We start from the raw sequence: 25,699 nt of genomic DNA on the forward strand, positions 1-25,699 counted from the left end.
GGGCCCGACCGTTGGTCGGGCCGCCACGCAGCATTACAGGGTGCGCGGCACTTCGATACGCTCGAAGCACTCGATCTGGTCACCCGGCTTGACGTCGTTGTAGGCCTTCACCGCGATACCGCATTCGGTACCGTTGCGGACTTCCTCGACGTTCTCCTTGAAGCGGCGCAGCGATTCCAGCTCGCCCTCGAAGATCACCACGCTGTCGCGCAGCACGCGGATCGGCTTGTTGCGCTTGACCACGCCCTCGATGACCATCGAGCCGGCAACGGCGCCCAGCTTGGAGCTGCGGAAGACATCGCGGACCTCGGCGATACCGATGATCTCTTCGCGGATCTCCACGCCCAGCAGGCCGGAAGCCACCTGCTTCACCTGATCGATCACGTCATAGATGATCGAGAAGTAACGCAGGTCCACGCCGTTGGATTCGATGATGCGACGGGCCGAAGCATCCGCACGCACGTTGAAGCCGATGACGGTGGCCTTCGAAGCGGCGGCCGAGTTGGCGTCCGACTCGGTGATGCCGCCCACGCCGGAGTGGATCACGTTGATGCGGATGTCTTCGTTGGACAGCGCGACCAGTGCCTGGCTCAGCGCCTGCACCGAACCCTGCACGTCGGCCTTGATGACCAGGTTGAGGACCTGCTGGCCCTCGCCCTTGCCCAGGGTCGCCATGATGTCTTCCATGCGGCTGCCGGCGGTGGCGACCAGGCGCGATTCACGGCGCTTGGTCTCACGCTGCTGGGCAACGTCCTTGGCCAGGCGCTCGTCCTCGACCACCACGAAGTCGTCACCGGCTTCCGGCACGCCGGACAGGCCCAGGACCTGCACCGGGATGGACGGGCCGGCGAACTCCGGCTGCTTGCCGGTTTCGTCGAACAGCGCACGCACGCGGCCGTACTGGATGCCGCACACCAGGTAGTCGCCCTTCTTCAGGCGGCCCTGCTGCACCAGCACGGTAGCGACCGGGCCACGGCCCTTGTCCAGCGACGATTCGATCACCACGCCCGAGGCGCGGCCTTCGTCGACGGCCTTCAGTTCAAGCAGTTCGGCCTGGATCGAGATGGCGTCCAGCAGGTCGTCGATGCCCAGGCCGGTCTTGGCCGAGATCTCCACCATCTGGGTGTCACCACCGAAGTCTTCGGCCACGACCTGCTCGGACAGCAGTTCGTTCTTGACCCGCATCGGGTCGGCGTCGGACTTGTCGATCTTGTTGATCGCCACGATCAGCGGCACACCCGCCGAACGGGCGTGCTGGATCGCTTCCTTGGTCTGCGGCATGACGCCGTCATCGGCGGCCACGACCAGCACCACGATGTCGGTCAGCTTGGCGCCACGGGCACGCATCGAGGTGAAGGCAGCATGGCCCGGGGTATCCAGGAAGCTGATCACGCCCTTCGGCGTATCCACGTGGTAGGCACCGATGTGCTGGGTGATGCCGCCGGCTTCGCCGGTGGCGACCTTGGTGCGGCGGATGTAATCCAGCAGCGAGGTCTTGCCGTGGTCGACGTGGCCCATGATGGTGACCACCGGCGGACGCTGGGTGGCTTCGCCCTGGTTCTCACCGGTCGAGGCCAGCAGTGCGTCTTCGGCGTCGTTGTCGTTGGCACGGATCGCCTTGTGGCCGAGTTCCTCGGTCACCAGTGCGGCGGTGTCGTGGTCGATGGACTGGGTGATGGTGGCCATCACGCCCATCTTGAACAGCGCCTTGACCACTTCGCCGCCCTTCAACGCAAGCTTCTGCGCCAGGTCGGCCACGGTGATCGTGTCGCCGATCGCCACTTCACGCACCACCGGTGCAGTCGGACGCTCGAAGGCGTGCGGGCCGGCATTGTTGCCACCGCGCGACATGTCGCGACGGCCACCGGACTGGTTGCGGCCGCCCGGACGACCCCGGGTGTTGCTGTTGTTGCTGTTGCCACGACGCGCGCGGTCAGCGGCCGACAGGTGCATCTGGCCGGCGAAGCGATCGCCCGGGCCACGCTCGTTGCGCGGCGCGCTGCGATTGTTGCGGTCGTCGTTGCGCGGCGGCGGCGGTGCGCCACGCGGCGCAGCCGGGGCGGCGGCGGGGGCACGCGGCGGGCGCGGCGCGGTTTCATCGATGGGAGCACGCTTGGGCTTGCTGGCCGCCAGCGCCTCGGCAGCCTTGGCGGCGGCCGCAGCTTCTTCGGCAGCCTTCTTTTCGGCCTCGGCGCGCTCCTTGGCGGCAACCTCTTCCTCACGGGCACGGACGATGGCTTCGTCGCGCAGACGATCCTTCTCGGCCAGGGCCTGCTGTTCGGCAAGGTTGCGCGCACGCGACTCTTCCAGCTTGCGCAGGATGTCGGCGCGCTCTTCGTCCGGCGTCATGGCGCGAGCACCATCCTTGACGTAGGTACGCTTCTGGCGCACCTCGACATTCACGGTCGTCTTGCTGCGACCGGAACTGACCGTCACTTCCTGCTGCTTCCGGCGGTTGAGCGTGATCTTCTTTGCAGACTGATCGGTCTCTTCCGGGGCCTGCTCGGGCTTGCCGTGCGAACGACGAAGGAAGCCCAGGAGCTTCACCTTCTCGGAGCTGGTCACGACCTGGTCGGGACCGCTGAACTTCATGCCGGCACCGGCCAGCTGTTCCAGCAGTTTTTCGACCGGCGTGTTGACCAGTTCGGCAAGCTTGCGGATGGTGGTTTGCTGCGACATTCGGATCCTATGATCTTGTGGGCGCCCCCCCGCATCTGGAGGTGGCGCGGATTCTACGCCCTGAGCGGCTCAGGGCCCTGTTCATTGCCGGCTCATTCGCCGCGTTCCAGTCGGGCGATCTCTTCGGCGCGGGCGGCCAGGATCAGCGCAGCGGCGCGCGCCTGATCCAGTCCTTCGATGCCGAAGTCCATGACCTCGTCGGCGGCCAGGTCGGACAGGTCCTCGCTGGTACGCACGCCGTGGCCGGCCAGCGCATACGCGGTGGCTTCGTCCATGCCCTTCAGGGACAGCAGGTCCTGCGCCGGCTGGCCGTCTTCAAGGCCTTCCTCGACTGCCAGGGCCTCATTGAGCAGCGCATCGCGGGCACGAGCGCGCAGCTCTTCGACGATGTCCTCGTCGAAACCTTCCACGGCCAGCAGTTCGCCGACCGGGACATAAGCGATTTCCTCGACGGTGCCGAAGCCTTCGCTGACCAGGATGCCGGCGATCTCTTCGTCCACTTCCAGCTTGTCCATGAACAGCTGGCGGGCCGAAGCCTGCTCGGCCTCCGACTTGGCGGTGACCTGGTCCTGGGTCATCACATTGAGCTGCCAGCCGGTCAGGCGGCTGGCCAGGCGCACGTTCTGGCCGCCCTTGCCGATCGCCTGGGCCAGGCGGTCTTCAGCCACGGCCAGGTCCATCGAGTGCTTGTCTTCATCGACGATGATCGACTGCACTTCGGCCGGTGCCATCGCGTTGATGACGAAGTTGGCCGGGTTGTCGTTCCACAGCACGATGTCCACGCGCTCGCCATTGAGCTCGTTGGACACGGCCTGCACGCGCGAACCGCGCATGCCGATGCAGGCGCCGATCGGATCGGTGCGCTGGTCGTGGGCGAGCACGGCGATCTTGGCGCGGTCGCCCGGATCGCGGGCACAGGCCTTGATTTCCACCAGGCCCTGGCCGACTTCCGGCACTTCCAGCTTGAACAGCTCGATCATGAATTCCGGGGCGGCGCGGCTGATGAACAGCTGCGGGCCACGCGGCTCCGAGCGCACTTCGGCCAGGTAGCCGCGCACGCGGTCACCGGCGCGCAGCACGTCGCGCGGAATGCCCTTGTCCTTCGGAATGAAGCCTTCGGCGTTGCCACCGAGGTCGACATAGATGTTGCCGCGCTCGGCGCGCTTGACCACACCGGTGATCAGTTCGCCGACGCGATCCTTCCACGCATCCACGACCTGCTGGCGCTCGGCTTCGCGCACGCGCTGGACGATGACCTGCTTGGCGGCCTGGGCGGCGATGCGGCCGAAGTCCGGGTTCTCGATCTGCTCTTCAATGTAGTCGCCGACGTCCACGCCCTCGGCTTCATCGACGGCGTCCATCAGGCGGATCTGGCGATCCGGCGATTCCATCACCACGTCATCGGCCACCACTTCCCAGCGGCGGTAGGTTTCGTAGCTGCCATCCTTGTGGTCGATGACCACGCGGGTCAGCACTTCCTCGTCGGGATAGCGCTTCTTCGCCGCCGAGGCCAGGGCGGCCTCGATGGCATCGAAGATCACTTCACGCGGCACGCCCTTCTCGTTGGCGACTGCGTCCACTACCAGCAACAGTTCCTTGCTCATTGGCTCACTCCGCGCGCGGCTTCTTTGCCGCCGGCTCGTTGGAAGAAGAATTCTTGTTCGGCTTCGGACGCTTCGGTGCCGGACCGGTCGGCTTGCTCGGGGCCAGCCCCAGCGCCACCCAGTCGGGCATGATCCGTGCCTTGTCGATGTTGTCGGCCGACACGACCACTTCGGTCTTGTCGACAACGAAGGTGATGGTGTCCGCGGCCTCGTCGGTTGCTTCGATGCGGCCCTGCAGGCGACGACGGTTGTCCTGCGGCAGCTTCAGGGTGACCTTGGCCATTTCGCCGAGGTGACGGCCGAACTGCTCCAGGTTGAACAACGGACGGTCCACGCCCGGCGAAGACACTTCCAGCGTGTAGTTGCCGCTGATCGGGTCTTCGACGTCCATCTGCGCCGACACTTCGCGGCTGACGCGCTCGCAGTCGTCGACATTGATGATGCGCTCGGGCTGTTCAGCCAGCGGCACGTCGATGTAAAGGCGCAGGGTCGCACCGCCGGGGGCCGGCAGATACTCAACGCCCAGCAGCTCCAGGCCCAGCGACACAACGGTCGGGGCGAGCAGATTCGCGATGTCGGTTGCCTTGTCGCTCACAGCCTGCCTTGATCTCTATGGTTGGGTGCCGGCCTTGGCCAGCGTGGAAACATGACGCCCCGGAAACGACAAAGGGCCCGCTGGGCCCCTTTTCCGGAAAGACTCCGGTGACTGGATTCCGGTTGCAACCTGCAGTGCCTGCCGGTTGCGGCCCTCCTTCCGGATCCGGACTCCCGCTGGGAGGCCGCCTTCAGGGGTACTGCTAGGCCGCTGATGATAGCGGCTGCACCGCACTGGTGCAAGGTGCGAGCCCGGGGTCAGATCCCTTTTCCGCAGGAAAAGGGATCTGACCCCGATCGCGCGGAAACGCCGCAGGACCCAAAGAAAAACGCCTTCGAAGCAGGACTTCGAAGGCGCATTCTTTACTTGGTAGCGGGGGCAGGATTTGAACCTGCGACCTTCGGGTTATGAGCCCGACGAGCTGCCAGACTGCTCCACCCCGCATCAGAAGCGGAATCATGAGGCATTGCTGCGAAAAATGCAAGCTTTCCCTCATTCATCAAACCGGTTGGCGCCGATTCGATGTTGGTAGCGGGGGCAGGATTTGAACCTGCGACCTTCGGGTTATGAGCCCGACGAGCTGCCAGACTGCTCCACCCCGCACCGGAAGTGTTTGAACTGCTGCCCTGCTCTTTCGAGGAGGGCTACCGCAACGATGTTCTGGCTGAACCGCTGCAGTGACAACTCAGGCTGCGCATATTACACGAATCGCGCAGCTTTGTGTCAACTTTTATGCAAGATGCGCAAATGCCTGCTGGCACCAGACCATGATCGGGTTCCAGGCAATGCCCAGCGCCAGCAGCGCCAGTGCGTTCACGCCCAGCACCAGGCCCAGTACGCGGTCGTTGCTGCGCGGCATGGCCTCGCCCACCGGCTCATCGAAATACATGACCTTGATGACGCGCAGGTAGTAGAAGCAGCCGACCACGGCGCACAGCACGCCCAGGATCGCCAGCCACAGCAGGCCGCCGTTGACCGCCGCGCCGAGCACGGCCAGCTTGGTCCAGAAGCCCAGGAACGGCGGGATGCCGGCCAGCGACGCCATGATGCACAGCACCAGGCCGGCCATCCACGGGTTGCGGGCGTTCAGGCCCTTGAAGTCTTCGATGTTCTCGGCTTCGAAGCCGGCACGCGACAGCGCGATGATCGCGCCGAAGGCGGCGGTCGACATGATGGCGTAGGCCAGTGCGTAGAACAGCGCGGCGGCATAGCCCTGCGCGCCACCACCGGCGATGCCCATCAGCAGGAAGCCGATGTGCGAAACGGTGGAGAACGCCAGCATGCGCTTGAGGTTGCTCTGCGCAATGGCCATCAGGTTGCCGATGACCAGCGACACCGCAGCCAGGCCGGCGATCAGCAACTGCAGTTCGGTCGACAACGGGCCCACGCCCATTTCCAGCAGGCGGTAGGCCATGCCGAAGGCGGCCAGCTTCGGCGCCGAGCTGATGAATAGCGCGATCGGCGCCGGGGCACCCTGGTACACGTCGGGCAGCCACATGTGGAACGGCGCGGCACCCAGCTTGAAGGCGACGCCGGCGATCATGAACACCGCACCGGTGATCAGCAGCACGCGTTCTTCCGAATGCGGGATGGCATCGCGGATGACGTCCAGGTGCAGGCTGCCGGTGGCGCCGTAGATCAGCGACATGCCGTACAGCAGCAGGCCCGAGGCCAGCGAACCGAGCACGATGTACTTCATCGCCGCTTCCGAGGCCAGGCCGTTCTCGCGGTTGCTGGCCACCAGCGCGTAGGAGCACAGCGCCAGCAGTTCCAGGCCCAGGTAGACCATCAGCAGGCTGCCGGCCGAGACCAGGATCATCATGCCGGCGGTGCCGAACAGGATCAGCACCGGGATCTCGCCCTGGAACAGGTTGCGATCACGCAGGTAGCGCCAGCCATAGACCAGGGTCAGGCCGCTGAGCAGCACGATCCCGGTCTTCATCACGTCCGCGGCGGTATCGCGCACGAACATGCCATGGAAGACCTCCCCCTGCCCGCCCACGCCGGTGGCCAGCATGAACAGCACCACGGCCAGCGCAGCGAGCGAGAACAGGTGGGTGACGATCTTGTTCCGGTTGCTGACGAACAGGTCGAGGATCATCAGGGCGAAGGCGCTGCCGATCAGCACCAGCTCGGGAGCGAGCGGTGGCAGGTCAGCGGCGGTCAATGGCAGCAGCGGCGAGGTGGTCATCATCAAATCCTGGAATTACAGCAGCTTGCTGGATGCGATCTGCATCGCCAGCTTCGCGATCGAGGGCTCCATCAGGTCGGTCAGCGGCTTGGGGTAGATGCCCAGGGCCAGCACGCCGATGGCGAACACGCCCAGCACCAGCCATTCGCGGCCGTTGATGTCCTTCAGTTCGGCAACGTGGCTGTTGGCCACTTCGCCGAAGAAGATGCGCTTGTACAGCCACAGGGTGTAGGCGGCGCCGATGATCAGGGTGGTGGCCGCGCCCAGCGCGATCCACGGATTACGCTGGAACGCCGACAGGATGACCATGAACTCGCCGACGAAGCCGCTGGTACCCGGCAGGCCCGCGTTGGCCATGAAGAACAGCATGGCGAAGGTGGCGAACCACGGCATCACGTTGACCACGCCGCCGTAATCGGCGATGCGGCGGCTGTGCATGCGGTCGTACAGCACGCCGACGCAGGAGAACATCGCGCCGGACACGAAGCCGTGCGAGATCATCTGCACCATGGCGCCCTGCAGGCCCAGGCGGGCCGCATCGGCGTTGCCGGCTTCACGCACCAGCCACAGGGCGATGAAGGTACCGAGGGTGACGAAGCCCATGTGCGCGATCGACGAATACGCGATCAGCTTCTTCATGTCGTCCTGCACCAGGGCGACCAGGCCGACGTAGATCACCGCGATCAGCGACAGCGCGATCACCAGCCAGGCCCATTCCTGCGATGCGTCCGGGACGATCGGCAGGTTGAAGCGCAGGAAGCCGTAGCCACCGATCTTCAGGGCGATGGCGGCCAGGATCACCGAACCGGCGGTCGGCGCTTCCACGTGGGCATCCGGCAGCCAGGTGTGGACCGGGAACATCGGCACCTTGACCGCGAAGGCGATCAGGAAGGCAAAGAAGATCCAGGTCTGTTCCTTGGCCGACAGCGGCAGCGCGTACAGGTCGGCCAGCTGGAAGCTGCCGCCCTTCAGGTACAGGTAGATCAGCGCCACCAGCATCAGCACCGAGCCGAGGAAGGTGTACAGGAAGAACTTCAGCGCGGCGTAGATGCGGCGCGGGCCACCCCAGACACCGATGATCAGGAACATCGGGATCAGCATCGCCTCGAAGAACACGTAGAACAACATCGCGTCCGTGGCCGAGAAGATACCGACGGTGACGCCTTCCAGGATCAGGAAGGCGGCCACGTACTGGTTGACGCGCTTGTCGATGGCGCTCCAGGCACCGATCAGGGCAAGCACGCTGACCAGGGTGGTCAGCAGGATCAGCGCCACGGCGATGCCGTCCACGCCCAGGTTGTAGCCGATCTTGTACGCCGGGATCCAGGCATGGGTCTCGACGAACTGCAGACCGTCGATGCCCGCGTTGTAGCCGCTCAGCAGCGAGAGGCTCGCCACGAAGGTCAGCACCGCGACGCCCAGCGACGCCCAGCGGGCGGTCTGCGCATCACGGATCGCAAGGATCAGGGCGCCACCGAGGATCGGCAGCCAGATGAGGACACTGAGTAGAGGCCAGTTCGACACGTCTTCTTATTCCGTACAGGTCATCAACGCAGGTAATGCATCAGCACGCCCAGCAGGGCAATCAGGCCGATGATCATCGCGAAGGCGTAGTGATAGAGGAAACCGGATTGGGTACGACGCAGCACGCCGGCTGCGACGTCCACAACACGTGCCGAGAGATTGACCACGCCGTCGACGATGTTGCTGTCGATCCAGCGTGCGACCTTGCCCAGCTTGACGCTGCCGCCGGCAAAGCCATCGATCCACAGCTTGTCGAAGCCGTACTTGTTTTCCAGCACCGACACCAGCGGGGCGAAGGTCTTGCGCGCCTTGCCCGACAGGTCCGGCTTCCACAGGTAGAACAGTGCAGCCAGCAGGAAGCCCGCCAGGGTCAGCCAGAACGGCGGCAGCATCATGCCGTGCAGCGCGAACGCCACCGGCCCGTGGAACTCTTCACCCAGGAAGGCAACGGTGTTCTTGGCCGGATCGTAGAAGTTCACGATACCGGTGAAGAACGTGTTGACCTGGCCCTGGATCGCCGCGTGGGCGTGGTGGCCGGCCCAGTCGGTGCCATGCAGCATCGGACCGATGCTGAAGAAACCGATGGCGATCGACGGGATGGCCAGCAGGATCAGCGGCAGGGTCACCACCCACGGGGTTTCATGCGGCTCATGCGGACCGTGGCCATGGCCGTGGTCGTCATGGGCATCGCCGTGGTGGGCATCGGCATGGTGTGCGTCTGCGGCGTGGTGATCGTCATGGCCGTGGCCATGGTCATGGTCATCATGCGCGTCGCGGAAGCGCTCCTTGCCGTGGAAGGTCATGAACAGCAGGCGGAAGCTGTAGAAGCTGGTCACCAGCACGCCACCCAGCACCGCCCAGTAGCCATAGGTGGCCACCCAGTTGTTCTGCATGTGGGCGTGGATCTCGGCCGCCTCGATGATGGTGTCCTTCGAGTAGAAGCCCGAGAAGAACGGCGTACCGACCAGGGCCAGGGTACCGATCCACATGGTGACGAAGGTGATCGGCATGTACTTGCGCAGGCCGCCCATCTTGCGCATGTCCTGCTCGTGGTGCATCGCGATGATGACCGAGCCGGCGCCCAGGAACAGCAGGGCCTTGAAGAAGGCGTGGGTCATCAGGTGGAACACGGCGGCCGAATAGGCCGACACGCCCAGCGCCACGGTCATGTAGCCCAGCTGCGACAGCGTGGAGTACGCGACGACGCGCTTGATGTCGTTCTGCACGATGCCGATCAGGCCGGTGAAGAACGCGGTGGTGGCACCGATGAAGAGGATGAAGTTCAGCGCGGTCTGCGACAGCTCGAACAGCGGCGACATGCGGGTGACCATGAAGATACCGGCGGTCACCATCGTCGCGGCGTGGATCAGTGCCGAGATCGGGGTCGGGCCTTCCATCGAGTCCGGCAGCCACACGTGCAGCGGGACCTGGGCCGACTTGCCCATGGCGCCGATGAACAGGCAGATGCAGATGACGGTGGCGATCGACCAGATCACCGGCTCGTTCAGCAGCTGCATGCCCAGGATCGTGCCGTCCCAGATCTGCAGCTGGGCGCGCGGGTCGGCCAGCATGCCGGCCTGCGAGAACACCTGCGAGTAGTCCAGGGTGCCGAACACCCACAGCACGCCGGCGATGCCCAGCAGGAAGCCGAAGTCACCGACGCGGTTGACCAGGAACGCCTTCATGTTGGCGAAGATCGCGGTCGGGCGCTTGAACCAGAAGCCGATCAGCAGGTACGACACCAGGCCCACCGCTTCCCAGCCGAAGAACAGCTGCAGGAAGTTGTTGCTCATCACCAGGGTGAGCATCGAGAAGGTGAACAGCGAAATGTAGCTGAAGAACCGCTGGTAGCCCGGGTCGTCCTGCATGTAGCCGATCGTGTAGATGTGGACCAGCAGCGACACGAAGGTCACCACCACCATCATCATCGCGGTCAGCTTGTCGACCATGAAGCCGACGTGGGCCGAATACTGGCCGACTTCGAAGAACGTGTAGATGTTCTGGTTGAACGGCTGCGCACCGCCCCACAGCAGCTGGTAGAGCGTGTACATCGACAGGCCGCAGGCAACCGCGACGCCGAGGATGGTGATGGTCTGCGCGCCGAAGCGCTTGACCTGGCGACCGAACAGGCCGGCGATGATGCTGCCGAACAGCGGTGCAAGCACCACTGCGATCAACAGACTCTTGGAGAGAGTGATTTCCATCTGTGGATCAGCCCTTCAGCGAATCGACTTCGCCGACATTGATCGTGCGGCGGGTACGGAACAGGGTCACCAGGATCGCCAGGCCGATGGCGGCTTCCGCGGCGGCGACGGTCAGGATGAAGAACACGAACAGCTGGCCGGACGGATCGCCCAGCTGACGCGAGAAGCCGACGAAATTGATGTTCACCGACAGCAGCATCAGTTCGATCGACATCAGCAGGACGATGACGTTCTTCCGGTTGAGGAAGATGCCGGCCAGGCTGATGGCGAACAGCACCGCGCCGAGCGCAAGCATGTGGCCAAGGGTAATCACGGCTGGGTCTCCTCGCCGGCGGCCGGCTTGCTGTTGCTGTGCACGACCGGTGCTTCGGCGCCCATCTTGACCATGCGCAGGCGCTGGCCGGCCTTGACCATGGTCTGCTCGCCCGGGTTCTGGCTCTTCACACCGGTACGGCGGCGCAGGGTCAGCATCACGGCGGCGACGACGGCCACGGTCAGGATGACGGCGGCGAACTCGAACGGCAGCAGGTACTCGGTGAACAGCGTGCGCGCCAGCCAGGTGACGTTGGAGCTGTCGGCGGCGACCGCAGCGGCGTTGTCGGCCGGGAACGGGGTGACCGAGCGGGCCTTGACGCCGATCAGGATCAGCATCTGCACGAGCATCGCGACCGCGACGATCAGTCCGACCGGCAGGTAGCGCACCCAGCCCTCACGCAGCTTGGTGGGGTCGATGTCCAGCATCATCACCACGAACAGGAACAGCACCATCACCGCGCCGACGTAGACCAGCACCAGGGCAACACCGAGGAACTCGGCGCCCACCAGCAGCCACACGCAGGCGATGGAGAAGAAGGTCAGCACCAGGCAGAGCACGGCGTGAACCGGGTTGCGCACGCTGATCACCGCACCGGCCGAAACCGTTGCCGCGATGGCGAACACCCAGAAAGCGATATTTACCCAATCCATCTCTCGACCTCAGCGGTAAGCGGCATCGGCGGCGCGACGCTCGGCGATCTCGGATTCGAGACGGTCGCCCAGGGCCAGCAGCTGCGGCTTGGTAACGATGTTTTCGCCACGATTCTCGAAGTGGTACTCGAGGATGTGGGTTTCGACGATCGAGTCCACCGGGCAGCTTTCTTCGCAGAAGCCGCAGAAGATGCACTTGAACAGGTCGATGTCGTAGCGCGTGGTACGGCGGGTGCCGTCTTCGCGCTTGGCCGAGTCGATGGTGATGGCCAGCGCCGGGCACACCGCTTCGCACAGCTTGCAGGCAATGCAGCGCTCTTCACCGTTGGGATAACGGCGCAGGGCGTGCAGGCCACGGAAGCGCGGCGACTGCGGGAACTTCTCCATCGGGTACATCATCGTGTACTTCGGCTTGAAGCTGTACTTCAGCGTCAGCCAGAGGCCCGCCAGCAGTTCGAGCAGCAGCAGGCTCTTGAAGTAATGGGTAATCCTGTTCATCACTTTAGACGCCCTTTTGAATCACGCCGAAGAACACCATGACGGCGGTAACCGCGATCCACAGAATGGCCAGCGGGATGAAGACCTTCCAGCCCAGGCGCATGATCTGGTCATAGCGGAAGCGCGGGAAGCTGGCACGGAACCAGATGTAGGCACTGGCGAAGAAGAACACCTTGACGAACAGCCACGGTGCACCGCCCTTCCAGATCCAGTCGACCAGCGGCGAGACATCGCCGAAGTTGACCCAGCCCTGGACCGGGCTCAGCCAGCCGCCGAGGAAGAAGATCGAGATCAGGAAGCTGATCAGGATCATGTTCGCGTATTCGGCCAGGAAGAACAGCGCGAAGGCACCGCCGGAGTATTCGACCATGTGGCCGGCAACGATTTCCGACTCGCCTTCCACCACGTCGAACGGCGCGCGGTTGGTTTCGGCCACGCCCGACACCCAGTAGATGACGAACAGCGGGAACAGCGGCAGCAGGAACCAGTCGAAGAAACCGGAGCTGCCGGCCTGCGCCATCACGATGTTGCTCAGGTTCAGGCTGCCCGAGGCGATCATCACGCCGACCAGGGCGAAGCCCATGGCGATTTCGTAGCTGATCATCTGCGCCGAGGCGCGCATGGCACCCAGGAACGCGTACTTCGAGTTGGAGGCCCAACCGGCCAGGATGATGCCGTAGATGCCCAGCGAGGTCATCGCCAGCAGGTACAGCAGGCCGGCGTTGGCGTTGGACAGCACGATCTGCGAATCGAAGGGCACCACCGACCAGGCCGCGAAGGCCGGGGCCAGGGTGATCAGCGGGGCCAGCAGGTAGATCGCCTTGTTGGCGCTGCTCGGCTGCACCACTTCCTTGAACAGCAGCTTGAAGACGTCGGCGAAGGCCTGGAAGATGCCCATGCCGACGTACATCGGGCCGTGGCGGACGTGCATCCAGCCGATCAGCTTGCGTTCCCAGACCACGTAGAAGGCCACCGAGATGATCACCGGAACGGTGATCACCAGGATCTTCAGGATGATCCAGATCAGCGCGCCGATGTCACCGAGGCCAAGCAGCCACTGGTGCAGCGGGTCGACCGCGTTCAACAGCAATTCGTTCATGCAGCCACCACCGTTACGCGAGCGGCACCCAGCGGCGCGGTCGCGCCGTGGCCCGATTCAATCCAGACCGAACCCGCAGCGACGCGGGCGTCGACCACCACCGGCAGGGTGGCCTTGCCGGCATCGGTGCCGACCTTGGCCATCTGCCCTTCCTGCAGCTGCAGGCGAGCGGCATCTTCAGCGTTCAGCACGATGCGCGGGGCGTTGTTGAGCGGATGCGACTGCAGCGCCGGGGCGCGACGGACCACCGCATCGGTGCGGTAGATCGCGGCGGTCGAAGCCACTTCCAGGCCTTCGCCGGTCACCGCCGGCTGCGCCGAAGCGGCAACGCTGACCGACACCGGGGCCAGGCTGGCGCGCAGGCCGGCCAGGTCGGTGAAGTCGAAACCGGCCAGCGCCATTTCGCCGCCCAGTGCGCGCAGCACGCGCCAGCCTTCACGCGCCTCGCCCGGCAGCTTGCCGCCGGCACGGGCCGACTGCTCGCGACCATCGAGGTTGGTCAGGGTGGCGTCGATTTCCGGCAGCGCGCCGATCGGCAGGATCACATCGGCGACGTCGCGGGTGGAGACACAGGCGAACTGGCTGAAGGCCACCACCTTGGCACCGACCAGCGCCTTGCGCGCAGCCGGAGCATCGGCGAAGTCCAGGCCCGGCTCCAGGCCGTACACCACGTAGGCCTGGCGCGGCTGCGCCAGCATCGCGGCGACGTCCTTGCCGGCCGGCAGCACGCCGGCACGGGTCAGGCCAACGGCATTGGCGCCCTGCGGGATGCGGCACAGCTTGGCACCGGTGGCGGCAGCGAAGTCACGCGCGGCGGCGCGGATCGCGGCAGCCTGCGGGTGGTTCTCGGCGATGCCGCCGACGATCAACACGGTGTTGTTGCCGCCCTGCACTGCCGAACGCAGCTCGGCGTTGGCCAGCGCGTCGACGAACTTCGACGGCGCGACGATCTGCTTGCCGGCAATGCTGAAGGCAAAGTCGAAGTCCACCGGGTTGACGACGTGGATCTTGGCGCCATTAGTGGTCTGCGCCTTGCGCAGGCGGGCGTGCAGCAGCGGCAGTTCGTGGCGGATGTTGCTGCCCAGAACGACGATGCGGTCGGCGCCTTCGATCTCGGCCAGCGGCAGGCCGAACACTTCGGCGGTTGCGGCGTCGGAGAAATCGCGGTTGTTGATGCGGTGGTCGATGTTGCTCGAACCCAGGCCCTTGGCCAGGCAGGCCAGCAGCGCGCCCTCCTCGTTCGAGGTCGACGGATGCACCAGCACGCCCAGGGTGTCGCCCTGGTTGGCCTTGAGGATTTCGGCAGCCGCGGCCAGGCCTTCGGCCCAGCTCACTTCCTTCCACTCGCCATTGACCTTGCGCAGCGGCTTGACCGCACGGTCTTCGCTGTACAGGCCCTGGTGAGAGTAGCGGTCACGGTCGGACAGCCAGCATTCGTTGACGGCTTCGTTGTCGCGCGGCACGGTGCGCAGCACTTCGCCGCGACGCACGTGCAGGAACAGGTTCGAACCCATCGCGTCGTGGTAACCCAGCGACTCGCGTGCGGTCAGTTCCCACGGACGGGCGCGGAACTGGAACACCTTGTTGGTCAGCGCACCGACCGGGCAGACGTCGACGACGTTGCCGGACAGTTCGGTGGTCAGCGGCTTGCCGTCGTAGGTACCGATCTGCAGGTTCTCGCCGCGGTACATGCCACCCAGTTCATAGGTGCCAGCCACGTCGGCGGTGAAGCGCACGCAGCGCGTGCACTGGATGCAGCGGGTCATTTCGGTGGCGACCAGCGGACCCATGTCCTCGTCCGGCACCACGCGCTTGCGCTCGTTGAAGCGGCTGACCGAACGGCCATAGCCCAGCGACACGTCCTGCAGCTCGCACTCGCCGCCCTGATCGCAGATCGGGCAGTCCAGCGGGTGGTTGATGAGCAGGAACTCCATCACCGAGCGCTGGAACTTCAGTGCCTTCTCGCTACGGGTGGCGACCTTCATGCCGTCCATCACCGGAGTGGCGCAGGCCGGCGCCGGCTTCGGCGACTTCTCCACGTCCACCAGGCACATGCGGCAGTTGGCGGCGATCGGCAACTTCTCGTGGTAGCAGAAGCGCGGAATCGAAATGCCGGCCTTGTCGGCGGCCTGGATGATCATCGAGCCCTTGGGCACGACCAGCGACTTGCCATCGATCTCGATGGTGACGTGATCGGGTGGGACGCTCGGATTTACGGGTTGCGCGCTCATGCAGCGGCTGCCTCCACCTTCTTGCCGTCAACCATCGAATGACCGTTGACGATGTAGTACTCGAACTCGTCCCAGAACTGGCGCAGGAAGCCCTGGATGGGCCATGCAGCCGCTTCGCCGAACGCACAGATGGTGTGGCCTTCGATCTGGCCGGCCACTGCCTTCAGCTGGTGCAGGTCTTCCATCGTGGCCTTGCCGGCGACGATGCGCTCCAGCACGCGGTGCATCCAGCCGGTGCCTTCACGGCACGGGGTGCACTGGCCGCAGGATTCCTTGTGGAAGAACTGGCTGATGCGGCAGGCGAACTTGACGCAGCAGACGCTGTCATCGAGCACCACGACGGCGCCCGAACCCAGGCCCGAGCCCAGGGCACGGATGGTGTCGTAGTCCATCGGCAGGCCCTTCAGCTCGGCCGCGGTCAGCACCGGCATCGACACGCCACCCGGAATCGCGCCCTTCAGGGTGCGGCCCGGACGCAGGCCACCGGCCATTTCCAGCAGGTCGTCGAAGGTGGTGCCCAACGGAACTTCGAAGTTGCCGCCGTTCTGCACGCAACCGGACACCGAGAAGCACTTCGGGCCGCCGTTGGCGGTCAGGCTCAGGCCCTTGAACCACTCCGGGCCGTTGCGGATGATCGCCGGCACCGAACCGTAGGTTTCGGTGTTGTTGATCGTCGACGGCTTGCCGTACAGGCCGAAGTTCGCCGGGAACGGCGGCTTGTAGCGCGGCTGGCCCTTCTTGCCTTCCAGCGATTCCATCAGCGCGGTTTCTTCGCCGCAGATGTACGCGCCGGCGCCCAGCGCACCATAGATGTCGATGTCCACGCCCGAGCCCATCACGTTCTTGCCCAGCCAGCCATTTGCATAGGCGTCGGCCAGGGCCTGCTCGAAGTGCTCGAACGGCTCGTGGTGGAACTCACCGCGCAGGTAGTTGTAACCCACGGTCGAACCGGTGGCGTAGCAGGCGATCGCCATGCCTTCCACCACCGAATGCGGGTTGTAGCGCAGGATGTCGCGGTCCTTGCAGGTGCCCGGCTCGGATTCGTCCGAGTTGCAGAGGATGTACTTCTGCATGTTGCCCTTGGGCATGAAGGACCACTTCAGGCCGGTCGGGAAGCCCGCGCCACCGCGGCCGCGCAGGCCCGAGGCCTTGACCATCTCGATGACCTGCTCCGGCGGGATCTTCTCTTCGAGGATCTTGCGCAGGGCGGCGTAGCCACCGGTCTTCAGGTAGCTTTCGTACGACCACGGGGTGTCGTAATGCAGGGTGGTGTAGACCACCTGGTGCGGCAGCGGCGCGGGGCCGACCGGACCCTTGGATTCGTGGTGATGTGCCATGCCCTTACTCCAGCCCGTCCAGCAGCTCGTCGACCTTTTCCAGGGTCAGACGCTCATGGTAGTGACCGTTGATGACCATCATCGGCGCGCCACCGCAGCCGGCCAGGCACTCTTCCTCGCGCTTGAGGTAGACGCGGCCGTCCGGGGTCGATTCACCGTGCTTGATGCCCAGCTTCTTCTCGCAATGGCGGACGATGTCCTCGGCGCCATTGAGCCAGCAGCTGATGTTGGTGCAGATGGCCACGTTGTTGCGGCCCACCTTCTCGGTCTCGAACATCGAGTAGAAGCTGGCGACCTCGTAGGCCCACACCGGCGGCAGATCAAGGTACTTGGCCACGCCGGCGATCAGCTCGTCGGTCAGCCAACCCTCGTTCTGCTCCTGGGCCGCATGCAGGCCCTGCAGCACGGCAGAGCGCTTGCGGTCCGGCGGGAACTTGGACAGCCAGTGATCGATGTGAGCGCGGGTCTTGTCGCTCAGCACCACCATCGGGTCGACGTCGCGCGCCGCCTCGAAATTACCTGTCGCCTTCATCGGCCGACCTCAGCGAAATGCATAACGTGAAATTGCAGAAACTGCGGCGCCGGCTTGCGCCGGCTGCCTGCAGCGGGCGTTGGCGTGGCGGACGGCATTACCGGTCAACCTCGCCGAACACCAGGTCGTAGGTACCGATCATCGCCACCACGTCGGCCAGCATGTGGCCGCGCACGACCGAATCGATCGAGGACAGGTGGGCGAAGCCCGGTGCGCGCAGGTGAACGCGGAACGGCTTGTTGGCGCCATCGGAGACCAGGTAGCAGCCGAACTCGCCCTTGGGCGCTTCCACTGCCGCGTAGGTTTCACCGGCCGGCACGCAATAGCCTTCGCTGAACAGCTTGAAGTGGTGGATCAGCGCTTCCATGTCGTCCTTCATGTCCTCACGCTTGGGCGGAGCGACCTTGAAGTTCTTGACCATGACCGGGCCTGGGTTGGCCTTCAGCCACGCCACGCACTGCTTGATGATGCGGTTGGACTCGCGCATTTCGGCAACGCGGACCAGGTAGCGGTCGTAGCAGTCGCCTTCCTTGCCCAGCGGGATGTCGAAATCGACGGCATCGTACTTGGCGTACGGGCGCTTCTTGCGCAGGTCCCAGGCGATGCCCGAGCCGCGCAGCATCACGCCGGTCATGCCCCACTGGTGGGCCAGCTCCGGAGTGACCACGCCGATGCCGACGGTACGCTGCTTCCAGATACGGTTGTCGGTCAGCAGGGTCTCGTATTCGTCGACACGACCCGGGAATTCGTTGGTGAAGTTTTCCAGGAAGTCCAGCAGCGAACCTTCACGCGAAGCATTGAGCTGCTTCAGCGCCTTGCCCTTGTGCCAGCGCGACTCCTTGTACTTCGGCATGTGGTCCGGCAGGTCGCGGTAGACACCGCCCGGACGGTAGTACGCCGCGTGCATGCGCGCGCCGGAGACTGCTTCGTAGCAGTCCATCAGCTCTTCGCGCTCGCGGAAGGCGTACAGCATCACCGCCATCGCACCCAGGTCGAGCGCGTTGGAGCCCAGCCACATCAGGTGGTTGAGGATGCGGGTGATTTCGTCGTACATGGTGCGGATGTACTGCGCACGCTCCGGCGCCTCGATGCCCATCAGGGTCTCGATCGCGCGCACGTAGGCGTGCTCGTTGCACATCATCGACACGTAATCCAGGCGATCCATGTAGCCGATCGACTGGTTGAACGGCTTGGACTCGGCCAGCTTCTCGGTACCACGGTGCAGCAGACCCACGTGCGGGTCGGCGCGCATGATGGTTTCGCCGTCCATTTCCAGGATCAGGCGCAGCACACCGTGAGCGGCCGGATGCTGCGGGCCGAAGTTCATGGTGTAGTTGCGGATTTCCTGCCGGCTTTCGGCGGCGTTGCTGGCGAAGGCTTCGCCGGCCTGGTGTACGTGGCTCACTTCACTGCCTCCTGCGCGCGCTCACCTTCTGCGGTCTGCAGACGGGCGTCGTCACGGATCACGCGCGGCACGCCGACACGCGGCTCCACCGAGGTGACCGGTTCGTAGATCACGCGCTTCTTTTCTTCGTCGTAGCGGACTTCGACATTGCCGATCAGCGGGAAGTCCTTGCGGAACGGATGGCCGACGAAACCGTAGTCGGTCAGGATCCGGCGCAGGTCCGGGTGGCCTTCGAAGATCACGCCGTACAGGTCGAACGCTTCGCGCTCGAACCAGTTCAGGCCCGGCCAGATGCCGGTCAGCGAGGACACCACCGGCAGCGCTTCGTCAGGGGCGAAGCAGCGCAGGTGCATCATCAGGTTATGCTGGTACGAACGCAGCTGCGCGACCACGGCGAAACGCTGGGTCGGCATGTGCTGCGGGCGGGCACCGTCGGCACCGTTCTCCTCGGTGGGGAACTCGCCCCACGCGAAGCGGCCCTGGGCCTTGCCTTCGACGCCACGGCTGAAGCCCTGCGAGGACACGTCGGCGGTGTCCCATTCGTCGGAGCCATAACCGAGGTAGTCGACGCCGCAGAGATCCACGGCCTGCTCGAAACCAAACTCGTCACGCAGCGCCAGGGCGGTGGCGTGCCACTCGGCGGCAGGCACTTCCAGCGTCACTTCGCCGCGGGGTTCGACCACGATGACCTTCGCACCTGCGAAACGTGCGGAGAGTCGGTCGATGAAGGATGCTTGCTCTGCCATGGGGGCTTGGCGCGCTCTTGTCAGGTGAAGGGGTCAGCGGGCGATGGTCTGTGTACGCCAGATCTTCTTCTGCAGCTGCAGGATCCCGTACACCAGCGCCTCGGCGGTCGGCGGGCAGCCCGGGACGTAGACGTCCACCGGCACCACGCGATCACAGCCGCGCACGACAGAATAGGAGTAGTGGTAATAGCCGCCGCCGTTGGCGCAGCTACCCATCGAGATGACCCACTTCGGGTCCGGCATCTGGTCGTAGACCTTGCGCAGCGCCGGGGCCATCTTGTTGACCAGGGTACCGGCCACGATCATCACGTCGGACTGACGCGGCGACGGGCGGAACACCACGCCGTAGCGGTCAAGGTCCAGGCGCGCGGCGCCGGCGTGCATCATCTCGACCGCGCAGCAGGCCAGACCGAAGGTCATCGGCCACATCGAACCGGTGCGTGCCCAGTTCAGCAGTGCGTCGACGCTGGTGGTGACGAAGCCCTTTTCCAGCAGCGGGTTGTCGCCTTCCGGCCGCAGGATGTCATCAACCCGGCCTTCCGGCGTGGGGTTGTTCATGAGGCCATCGAGAGTCTGAATCACTCCCATTCCAGCGCTCCCTTCTTCCAGACGTAAATGAAACCGAGGAACAGCATGCCAACGAACAGGCCCATGGTGATGAGCGAACGGGCGCCCAGTTCCATGAAGACCTGGGTCCACGGCACGATGAAGATGATTTCCAGGTCGAAGACGATGAACTGGATCGCGATCAGGTAGTAGCGCACGTCGAACTTCATGCGCGCGTCTTCGAAGGCCTCGAAGCCGCACTCATACGGCGACAGCTTTTCCAGATCGGGGCGGCGGGGACCGAGGAATCGACCAACCAGCATCAGCGTAATGCCGATACCGGTGGCAACGATCAGAAACAGCAGAGACGGCAAATATTCGGCCAGCACAGCGATTCTCTCTTGCCTCTGCCGCCGCGCCTGCAGGCGCTTTGGCATGGGGGAGTGGACGGGAATCTGCCTGGCGCCTTGCGCGCCAGACGAACCCGCTTTACTTACAAATGGTGCCCAAGAGGGGACTCGAACCCCTACGACTTGCGTCGCTACCACCTCAAGGTAGTGCGTCTACCAATTCCGCCACCTGGGCAAACGATCACATCAGACTATCTTCCCGATGCGCCGCGTATTGTAACCGGCTTCAGTCTTTCTGGGAGCCTTCCGAAGGCTTTTCTTCACCAGAATTCGAAGATTCCGCCTTGGCCGGCACATTCGCGGCCGGAACCGGGGCAGCCGGGACCGCATCGGCCTTCGGAACGGCCGACAGTTCGCCGGCCGGAGCCGCCGGGGCACTGGCCGCCGGAGCGGACATCAGGCCAAGATCCTGGTCGGCCGCCGGGCGGGTGCCGTGACCGGCATACCAGGCCATGAAGAGGCTGATACCGAAGAACACCACGGCCAGCCACTTGGTCGACTTGGACAGGAAGTTCGAGGCGCCGCGCGCACCGAACACCGTACCCGAGGCACCGGCACCAAAGCCCGAACCCGCCGCCGCACCCGAGCCACGCTGCATCAGGATCAGCGCGATCATGGCCACAGCGACCAGCACGTAGACGACATTGAGGATCAACATCAGCATTGGAAACCGCCCTCGGACAATACTTCTAGGATTAGTTCGCGGCCGCCGCCCTTGCGATGGCCAGGAAGTCTGCGGCCACCAGGGAGGCGCCACCGACCAGCCCACCATCGACATCCGGCTGCGCGAACAGTTCCCCGGCATTGTCGGGCTTCACGCTACCGCCGTAAACAATGGGCAGTGAATCAGCGATTCTAGCATCGATGCGCGCGACTTCGCCACGGATGAACGCGTGCACCTGCTGCGCCTGCTCCTTGCTGGCGGTACGGCCGGTGCCGATTGCCCAGACCGGCTCGTAGGCCACCACGGCCTGGGCGAAACCGGCCGCGCCGACCAGCTCGAGCACCGGCGCCAGCTGGCTGGCGATGACCGCTTCGGTCTGGCCTGCCTCGCGCTGCTCCAGGGTCTCGCCTACGCACAGCACCGGCACCAGGCCAGCATGCAGGGCCGCGGCGAACTTGCGCGCGACCAGTTCGCTGCTTTCGTGGTGGTACTGGCGACGCTCGGAATGGCCGACCAGGCCATAGCGGGCACCCACCTCGTGCAGCATGGCGGCGCAGACCTCGCCGGTGTAGGCGCCCTTCTCGTTGCTGCTCACGTCCTGTGCGCCGAAGGCCAGGCCGGTTTCGCCGAAATCCTCGACCAGCTCGCCCAGATACGGCAGCGGCGGCAGGATCACCACGTCCACCCCCTCCAGCGGGAGCCCGGTGGCGACCTGCCCCAGCAGTTCATTGGCGAATTGACGGCTGCCATGCAGCTTCCAGTTTCCGGCGACGATCTTGCGGCGCATGAGCGGGTGGCTCCTGTGTGAAGTCAGCCGGTCATGATACCCGCTACGGCAAAAATCCGTTTCCGTGTAAGCGGTTACATGGATTTTCAGCCAACGGCGCAGCCCCTCGTGGCGGGTTTGGGGTTGGTCGCATAAGGCCCGGTGGGTTTTGGAGCTTGGCCGGGCGGGTGAGGATGGCGGGGGACGCCGTAAACCCGTCCCTGGGGGCTTGGCCGCGGCATCCATGCCGCGGACACCCCCGCCATCCCCACCCACCCGGCCTCTGACACATTCCGGCGGTTCCGCCCGCCACGGAAAGAAAAAAGAAGAGCAAGAGCAAGATCGGCATCCCGAGCGCCCCCTGCCCCACTTCGATCTGACGGATCTCATCCACGCATGGCGTGAAATCGTGTCGACCAAGGTCGACACCTACCGGAAATCCTGATTTACCCACCGTCACCGGGAAACTGTCGAAGGCGGGGAGGTGTCGGATGGCGGGGTGTCCGCGGCATGGATGCCGCGGCCAAGCCCCCAGGGACGGGTTCACGGCGTCCCCGCCATCCGACACCTCCCCGCCTCCCCGCGGAACATCCCAGAGCCGCTTTGGCTTTGGCTTTGGCCTCTGCGGGTGCAGGGCGCAGCCCTGCAAAGAAAAAGGCCGCCTTTCGGCGGCCTTCACTTCTTGTTACTTCAGCTTGATCTCGCGCAGGCGTTCCTCGAGGAAGCCGTGGGCGGTGATTGCCTCCGGGTAGCGACTCGGGTTCTCCGGGGTGATGCACGAGGGCAGCACGTCGATCAGGAAGTCCGGGTTCGGGTGCAGGAAGAACGGCACCGAGTAGCGCGGCTGGCGCGCCAGCTCACCCGGGGGATTGACCACGCGGTGGATGGTCGACGGATACACGTGGTTGGTCAGGCGCTGCAGCATGTCGCCGATGTTGACCACGATGGTGTCCGCGTCTGACGTAAACGGCACCCACTCGCCCTCGTGCGACTGCACTTCCAGGCCGGCGGCGCTGGCGCCCACCAGCAGGGTGATGAAGTTGATGTCGCCATGGGCACCGGCGCGTACGTTCGGAATGTCGTCGGTGGTGATCGGCGGGTAATGGATCGGACGCAGGATCGAGTTGCCGAAGTTGGTCTTGTCGGCGAAGAAGTCTTCCGGCAGCCCGATGTGCAGGGCCAGCGCCGACAGCACGCGCGAACCCAGGTTATCCAGCGCCTGATACAGACCGTAACCGCGCTCACGGAAGCCCTCGACCTCGGTCGGCCACAGGTTCGGCGCCATCACGTCGCGGTACTTGGAGTCGTCGGCGATTTCACGGCCGATGTGCCAGAACTCCTTCAGGTCGAAATGCTTGGAGCCCTTGGCGGTCTCCACACCGAACGGGGTGTAGCCGCGGGCGCCGCCGCTGCCGGCCACGTGGTACTTGCGCTTGACCTCGTCCGGCAGGGCGAAGAAGGCCTTGAAGGCATCGTAGGCCGCATCGATGTCGGCCTGCGGGATGCCATGGTTGCGGATGCCCGCGAATCCCCATTGGCGGTAGGCCGCGCCCAGCTCGGCCACGAAGGCCTCGCGGTCGCTGTCGAAACGGGTGATGTCGAGGGTGGGGATCTGGCTCACAGCGGTTCCTGGCTTGTCGTTGGGTCTGGGGGGCCAGCGCATTCATGGCCCGCCTGAACATTGTGACAGATCGCCCGGGCGACGCCACTCGATACGAAGAAACAAACCGATACAATGCGCGACCCGCGCGCGGAGCAACGCGTCCGTCACGTGGGCCCCGCCCCTTTCCCGCGCTCCCTGAACCTGTCCCGCCATGCCCGCAGCTGCCCCTGCCGCCCCCGCCATAGAAGGTTCCGCCCGGCGCTGGCGCCGGCTGGCGTGGTGGTCGCTGTTCGTCGTCGGCAATGCCGTGCTGGCCGCCGCGATCGCGCTGGGCAATGTACCGCTGCGTGACAATCCGGGCGGCGGCGCCGGTCTGGCCTATCTGGCGATCGCCCTGCCCGGCCACCTGCTCGCCTTCGGCGCGCTGGCCGGCCTGCTGCCGTTGCTGCTGGGCCTGTGGCCGCGCAGTGCGCGTACGCTGAGCATCAGCGCCGTACTGCTGCAGGGCCTGTGGCTGTGCCTGCTGCTGGTCGACGCCAAGGTCTTCACCCTGTACCGCTTCCACCTCAATGCCATGGTCGTGAACATGGTGTTCGGCGGCGCCCTGCAGGACCAGGTGGCCCTGTCCTGGAAGACCTGGCTGCAGGTCGCGCTGCTGGCTGCCGCGGTGTTCACCGCCGAGGGCCTGCTGGCCTGGGCGTGCTGGAAGCTGCTGCCGGCCGCGCCGCGCCGGCGCCGGGTGCTGCAGGCCTGGGCGGTGGTGGCACTGCTGATGGCGGGCGGCCAGGTCGCCACCGCCTATTACGACGCCCGCGGCGACCGCGATGTGATCACGCAGTGGAACTACCTGCCGTGGGCGCAGCCGATCACCGCCAAGAGTTTCATGCGCAGGCTGGGCGTGGTCAGCGAACAGCAGGTGGGCCTGCCTGATCCGCGCCATGCCCAGCTTGTCTATCCGCTGCAGCCGCTGCGCTGCCAGAACCCGCACCGGCCCAACGTGCTCATGGTGGTGCTGGAATCGCTGCGCCACGACGCTCTCACCCCGCAGGTCATGCCGAACACGGCGGCACTGGCCGAGTCCGCGCGCGTATACGAGCGTCACTTCAGCACCGGCAACGCCACCCGCTATGGACTGTTCGGGCTGCTGTACGGCCTTCCGGGGGGCTATTGGCCAAGCATGCTGGATGAGCAGCGCGGTTCACAGCTGTTCAAGGTGCTTGGCCAACAGGGCTACGACCTGCACCTGTACGGCAGCGCGCCGCTGTACAGCCCTGAATTCGACCGCACCGCCTTCGCCGACGTTCGCGAGCAGCTGCACCAGGGGCCGGCGGGGCTGGGGTCGGAAGCGCGCGACAGCCACATCGTGGCCTCGCTGCGGAAGGACATCCGCGCCAGCCAGGCCGCGCATACGCCGTGGTTCGGCTTCGTCTTCCTTGATTCGACCCATGCCCCGTACCACATCCCCAAGGGCTATCCGCCGCTGGCCACGCCGATGGCACGGGAAATCGACTTCCTGAAATTCGGCCCTGACCACGACCCGACCCCCGAGTTGAACCGCTACCGGACTGCCGTGCACTACGCTGACAGCCTGGTTGGCACGCTGCTGGACGATCTGCGCGCACAGGGCCTGGAGCAGGACACCATCGTGCTGGTCACCGGTGACCACGCCGAGGAATTCAACGACCTCAAGCTGAATTACTGGGGTCACAACGGCAACTTCTCCGACTACCAGCTGCAGGTGCCCTTCGTGCTGCATTGGCCGGGCCAGGCCAGCGGCCATGAATCGCGCACCAGTTCGCACGAGGACTGGGTGCCGACCCTGATGCGCCATGCACTGGGCTGCGAGAACGCATTGACCGATTACAGCACCGGCCACGACCTGCTTGCCGAACCGCAGGGCAGGCGCGCGCTGGTGGTCGAAAGCTGGTCGCAGCGCGCGGTGCGCGATGGCGATGCCATCTACGTGTTCGACAAGTTCGGCAACGCAACCGCGTTGGACCTGCATTACCGCCCGCTGCCACAGCAGACCCCCGATGCGGCCGCTGTCCGCACTGCATGGGAAGCGCTGACCCGCTTCCGCAACCGCTGAGCCTCAAGGA

General features: G+C 65.1%; 21 protein-coding genes and 3 tRNA genes. 1 reads left to right on the forward strand and 23 read right to left on the reverse strand.

From position 1 onward, the window contains the following. Window positions 1–33: 33 nt before the first annotated feature. The 23 genes from infB to K5L94_RS15820 form a co-directional block, all read right to left on the reverse strand. Window positions 34–2,679, reverse strand: a complete 2,646-nt coding sequence (infB, locus tag K5L94_RS15710; RefSeq protein WP_053511689.1) for a translation initiation factor IF-2 — start codon at window positions 2,677–2,679, stop codon at window positions 34–36. A gap of 92 nt (window positions 2,680–2,771) precedes the next feature. Next, window positions 2,772–4,283, reverse strand: a complete 1,512-nt coding sequence (gene nusA, locus K5L94_RS15715) for a transcription termination factor NusA (RefSeq protein WP_006458580.1) — start codon at window positions 4,281–4,283, stop codon at window positions 2,772–2,774. A gap of 4 nt (window positions 4,284–4,287) precedes the next feature. Next, on the reverse strand, window positions 4,288–4,878 hold the full coding sequence (rimP, locus tag K5L94_RS15720; RefSeq protein WP_053450381.1) for a ribosome maturation factor RimP: 591 nt from the start codon (window positions 4,876–4,878) through the stop codon (window positions 4,288–4,290). Window positions 4,879–5,245: 367 nt separating this feature from the next. After that, window positions 5,246–5,322 (reverse strand) — tRNA-Met (locus tag K5L94_RS15725). An 82-nt stretch (window positions 5,323–5,404) separates the two neighbouring features. Beyond that, a tRNA-Met gene (locus tag K5L94_RS15730) sits at window positions 5,405–5,481 on the reverse strand. A gap of 127 nt (window positions 5,482–5,608) precedes the next feature. Further along, the gene (nuoN, locus tag K5L94_RS15735; protein ID WP_049456506.1) at window positions 5,609–7,069 is read right to left on the reverse strand and encodes an NADH-quinone oxidoreductase subunit NuoN; all 1,461 of its coding nucleotides are present in this window, start codon (window positions 7,067–7,069) and stop codon (window positions 5,609–5,611) included. Between the two features lie 15 nt (window positions 7,070–7,084). Then, complete coding sequence (locus tag K5L94_RS15740; protein WP_008268294.1) at window positions 7,085–8,593, reverse strand: NADH-quinone oxidoreductase subunit M; 1,509 nt, start codon at window positions 8,591–8,593, stop codon at window positions 7,085–7,087. Between the two features lie 23 nt (window positions 8,594–8,616). After that, window positions 8,617–10,797 carry an NADH-quinone oxidoreductase subunit L gene (gene nuoL, locus K5L94_RS15745; RefSeq protein WP_274510843.1) on the reverse strand — a complete coding sequence of 727 codons (2,181 nt, stop codon included), beginning with the start codon at window positions 10,795–10,797 and terminating at the stop codon, window positions 8,617–8,619. Between the two features lie 7 nt (window positions 10,798–10,804). After that, window positions 10,805–11,110 carry an NADH-quinone oxidoreductase subunit NuoK gene (gene nuoK / locus K5L94_RS15750; protein ID WP_005410454.1) on the reverse strand — a complete coding sequence of 102 codons (306 nt, stop codon included), beginning with the start codon at window positions 11,108–11,110 and terminating at the stop codon, window positions 10,805–10,807. Then, window positions 11,107–11,763 (reverse strand): NADH-quinone oxidoreductase subunit J, encoded by a 657-nt coding sequence (locus tag K5L94_RS15755; RefSeq protein WP_006458640.1) that lies wholly within the window; start codon window positions 11,761–11,763, stop codon window positions 11,107–11,109. The genes nuoK and K5L94_RS15755 overlap by 4 nt, the downstream gene beginning before the upstream one ends. 9 nt (window positions 11,764–11,772) lie before the next feature. Beyond that, complete coding sequence (gene nuoI, locus K5L94_RS15760) at window positions 11,773–12,261, reverse strand: NADH-quinone oxidoreductase subunit NuoI (protein ID WP_005417924.1); 489 nt, start codon at window positions 12,259–12,261, stop codon at window positions 11,773–11,775. A 4-nt stretch (window positions 12,262–12,265) separates the two neighbouring features. Then, a complete protein-coding gene (nuoH, locus tag K5L94_RS15765) occupies window positions 12,266–13,360 on the reverse strand; it encodes an NADH-quinone oxidoreductase subunit NuoH (RefSeq protein ID WP_006458641.1) in 1,095 nt (364 codons plus the stop codon). Then, on the reverse strand, window positions 13,357–15,591 hold the full coding sequence (gene nuoG / locus K5L94_RS15770) for an NADH-quinone oxidoreductase subunit NuoG (RefSeq protein WP_274510844.1): 2,235 nt from the start codon (window positions 15,589–15,591) through the stop codon (window positions 13,357–13,359). The genes nuoH and nuoG overlap by 4 nt, the downstream gene beginning before the upstream one ends. Continuing rightward, a complete protein-coding gene (nuoF, locus tag K5L94_RS15775; RefSeq protein ID WP_006458704.1) occupies window positions 15,588–16,928 on the reverse strand; it encodes an NADH-quinone oxidoreductase subunit NuoF in 1,341 nt (446 codons plus the stop codon). Before nuoF ends, nuoG begins: the two co-directional genes overlap by 4 nt. A 4-nt stretch (window positions 16,929–16,932) precedes the next feature. Continuing rightward, window positions 16,933–17,460: an NADH-quinone oxidoreductase subunit NuoE gene (nuoE, locus tag K5L94_RS15780; RefSeq protein ID WP_006381132.1), complete on the reverse strand. Its 528-nt coding sequence runs from the start codon at window positions 17,458–17,460 to the stop codon at window positions 16,933–16,935. Window positions 17,461–17,557: 97 nt separating this feature from the next. Next, entirely contained in the window at window positions 17,558–18,865 is a 1,308-nt protein-coding gene (locus K5L94_RS15785) for an NADH-quinone oxidoreductase subunit D (RefSeq protein WP_008264464.1), read from the reverse strand. After that, complete coding sequence (locus K5L94_RS15790; RefSeq protein ID WP_005410462.1) at window positions 18,862–19,611, reverse strand: NADH-quinone oxidoreductase subunit C; 750 nt, start codon at window positions 19,609–19,611, stop codon at window positions 18,862–18,864. The genes K5L94_RS15785 and K5L94_RS15790 overlap by 4 nt, the downstream gene beginning before the upstream one ends. Before the next feature lie 33 nt (window positions 19,612–19,644). Then, window positions 19,645–20,199: a NuoB/complex I 20 kDa subunit family protein gene (locus K5L94_RS15795; protein ID WP_005410463.1), complete on the reverse strand. Its 555-nt coding sequence runs from the start codon at window positions 20,197–20,199 to the stop codon at window positions 19,645–19,647. Continuing rightward, entirely contained in the window at window positions 20,190–20,546 is a 357-nt protein-coding gene (locus K5L94_RS15800) for an NADH-quinone oxidoreductase subunit A (RefSeq protein WP_008265012.1), read from the reverse strand. Before K5L94_RS15800 ends, K5L94_RS15795 begins: the two co-directional genes overlap by 10 nt. Window positions 20,547–20,657: 111 nt before the next feature. Further along, window positions 20,658–20,742, reverse strand: a tRNA-Leu gene (locus K5L94_RS15805). A gap of 51 nt (window positions 20,743–20,793) precedes the next feature. Continuing rightward, on the reverse strand, window positions 20,794–21,231 hold the full coding sequence (gene secG / locus K5L94_RS15810) for a preprotein translocase subunit SecG (RefSeq protein ID WP_274510845.1): 438 nt from the start codon (window positions 21,229–21,231) through the stop codon (window positions 20,794–20,796). A gap of 31 nt (window positions 21,232–21,262) precedes the next feature. Beyond that, the gene (gene tpiA / locus K5L94_RS15815) at window positions 21,263–22,018 is read right to left on the reverse strand and encodes a triose-phosphate isomerase (RefSeq protein ID WP_053511568.1); all 756 of its coding nucleotides are present in this window, start codon (window positions 22,016–22,018) and stop codon (window positions 21,263–21,265) included. A 664-nt stretch (window positions 22,019–22,682) separates the two neighbouring features. Continuing rightward, on the reverse strand, window positions 22,683–23,660 hold the full coding sequence (locus K5L94_RS15820) for an isopenicillin N synthase family dioxygenase (RefSeq protein WP_053450385.1): 978 nt from the start codon (window positions 23,658–23,660) through the stop codon (window positions 22,683–22,685). Between the two features lie 151 nt (window positions 23,661–23,811). Here K5L94_RS15820 and K5L94_RS15825 point away from each other — a divergent pair, with 151 nt between their 5' ends. Then, window positions 23,812–25,689 carry a DUF3413 domain-containing protein gene (locus K5L94_RS15825; RefSeq protein ID WP_053450386.1) on the forward strand — a complete coding sequence of 626 codons (1,878 nt, stop codon included), beginning with the start codon at window positions 23,812–23,814 and terminating at the stop codon, window positions 25,687–25,689. Window positions 25,690–25,699: the final 10 nt, after the last annotated feature.

Source organism: Stenotrophomonas forensis (assembly GCF_028752115.1).
Classification (GTDB): domain Bacteria; phylum Pseudomonadota; class Gammaproteobacteria; order Xanthomonadales; family Xanthomonadaceae; genus Stenotrophomonas; species Stenotrophomonas forensis.

Coding starts and splice junctions, on each gene's coding strand:
- infB (WP_053511689.1), bottom strand. CDS start 2,679: ATGTCGCAGCAAACCACCATCCGCAAGCTTGCCGAACTGGTCAACACG.
- nusA (WP_006458580.1), bottom strand. CDS start 4,283: ATGAGCAAGGAACTGTTGCTGGTAGTGGACGCAGTCGCCAACGAGAAG.
- nuoN (WP_049456506.1), bottom strand. CDS start 7,069: ATGACCACCTCGCCGCTGCTGCCATTGACCGCCGCTGACCTGCCACCG.
- nuoL (WP_274510843.1), bottom strand. CDS start 10,797: ATGGAAATCACTCTCTCCAAGAGTCTGTTGATCGCAGTGGTGCTTGCA.
- K5L94_RS15755 (WP_006458640.1), bottom strand. CDS start 11,763: ATGGATTGGGTAAATATCGCTTTCTGGGTGTTCGCCATCGCGGCAACG.
- nuoI (WP_005417924.1), bottom strand. CDS start 12,261: ATGAACAGGATTACCCATTACTTCAAGAGCCTGCTGCTGCTCGAACTG.
- nuoH (WP_006458641.1), bottom strand. CDS start 13,360: ATGAACGAATTGCTGTTGAACGCGGTCGACCCGCTGCACCAGTGGCTG.
- nuoG (WP_274510844.1), bottom strand. CDS start 15,591: ATGAGCGCGCAACCCGTAAATCCGAGCGTCCCACCCGATCACGTCACC.
- nuoF (WP_006458704.1), bottom strand. CDS start 16,928: ATGGCACATCACCACGAATCCAAGGGTCCGGTCGGCCCCGCGCCGCTG.
- nuoE (WP_006381132.1), bottom strand. CDS start 17,460: ATGAAGGCGACAGGTAATTTCGAGGCGGCGCGCGACGTCGACCCGATG.
- K5L94_RS15790 (WP_005410462.1), bottom strand. CDS start 19,611: ATGGCAGAGCAAGCATCCTTCATCGACCGACTCTCCGCACGTTTCGCA.
- K5L94_RS15795 (WP_005410463.1), bottom strand. CDS start 20,199: ATGGGAGTGATTCAGACTCTCGATGGCCTCATGAACAACCCCACGCCG.
- secG (WP_274510845.1), bottom strand. CDS start 21,231: ATGCTGATGTTGATCCTCAATGTCGTCTACGTGCTGGTCGCTGTGGCC.
- tpiA (WP_053511568.1), bottom strand. CDS start 22,018: ATGCGCCGCAAGATCGTCGCCGGAAACTGGAAGCTGCATGGCAGCCGT.
- K5L94_RS15820 (WP_053450385.1), bottom strand. CDS start 23,660: ATGCGCTGGCCCCCCAGACCCAACGACAAGCCAGGAACCGCTGTGAGC.
- K5L94_RS15825 (WP_053450386.1), top strand. CDS start 23,812: ATGCCCGCAGCTGCCCCTGCCGCCCCCGCCATAGAAGGTTCCGCCCGG.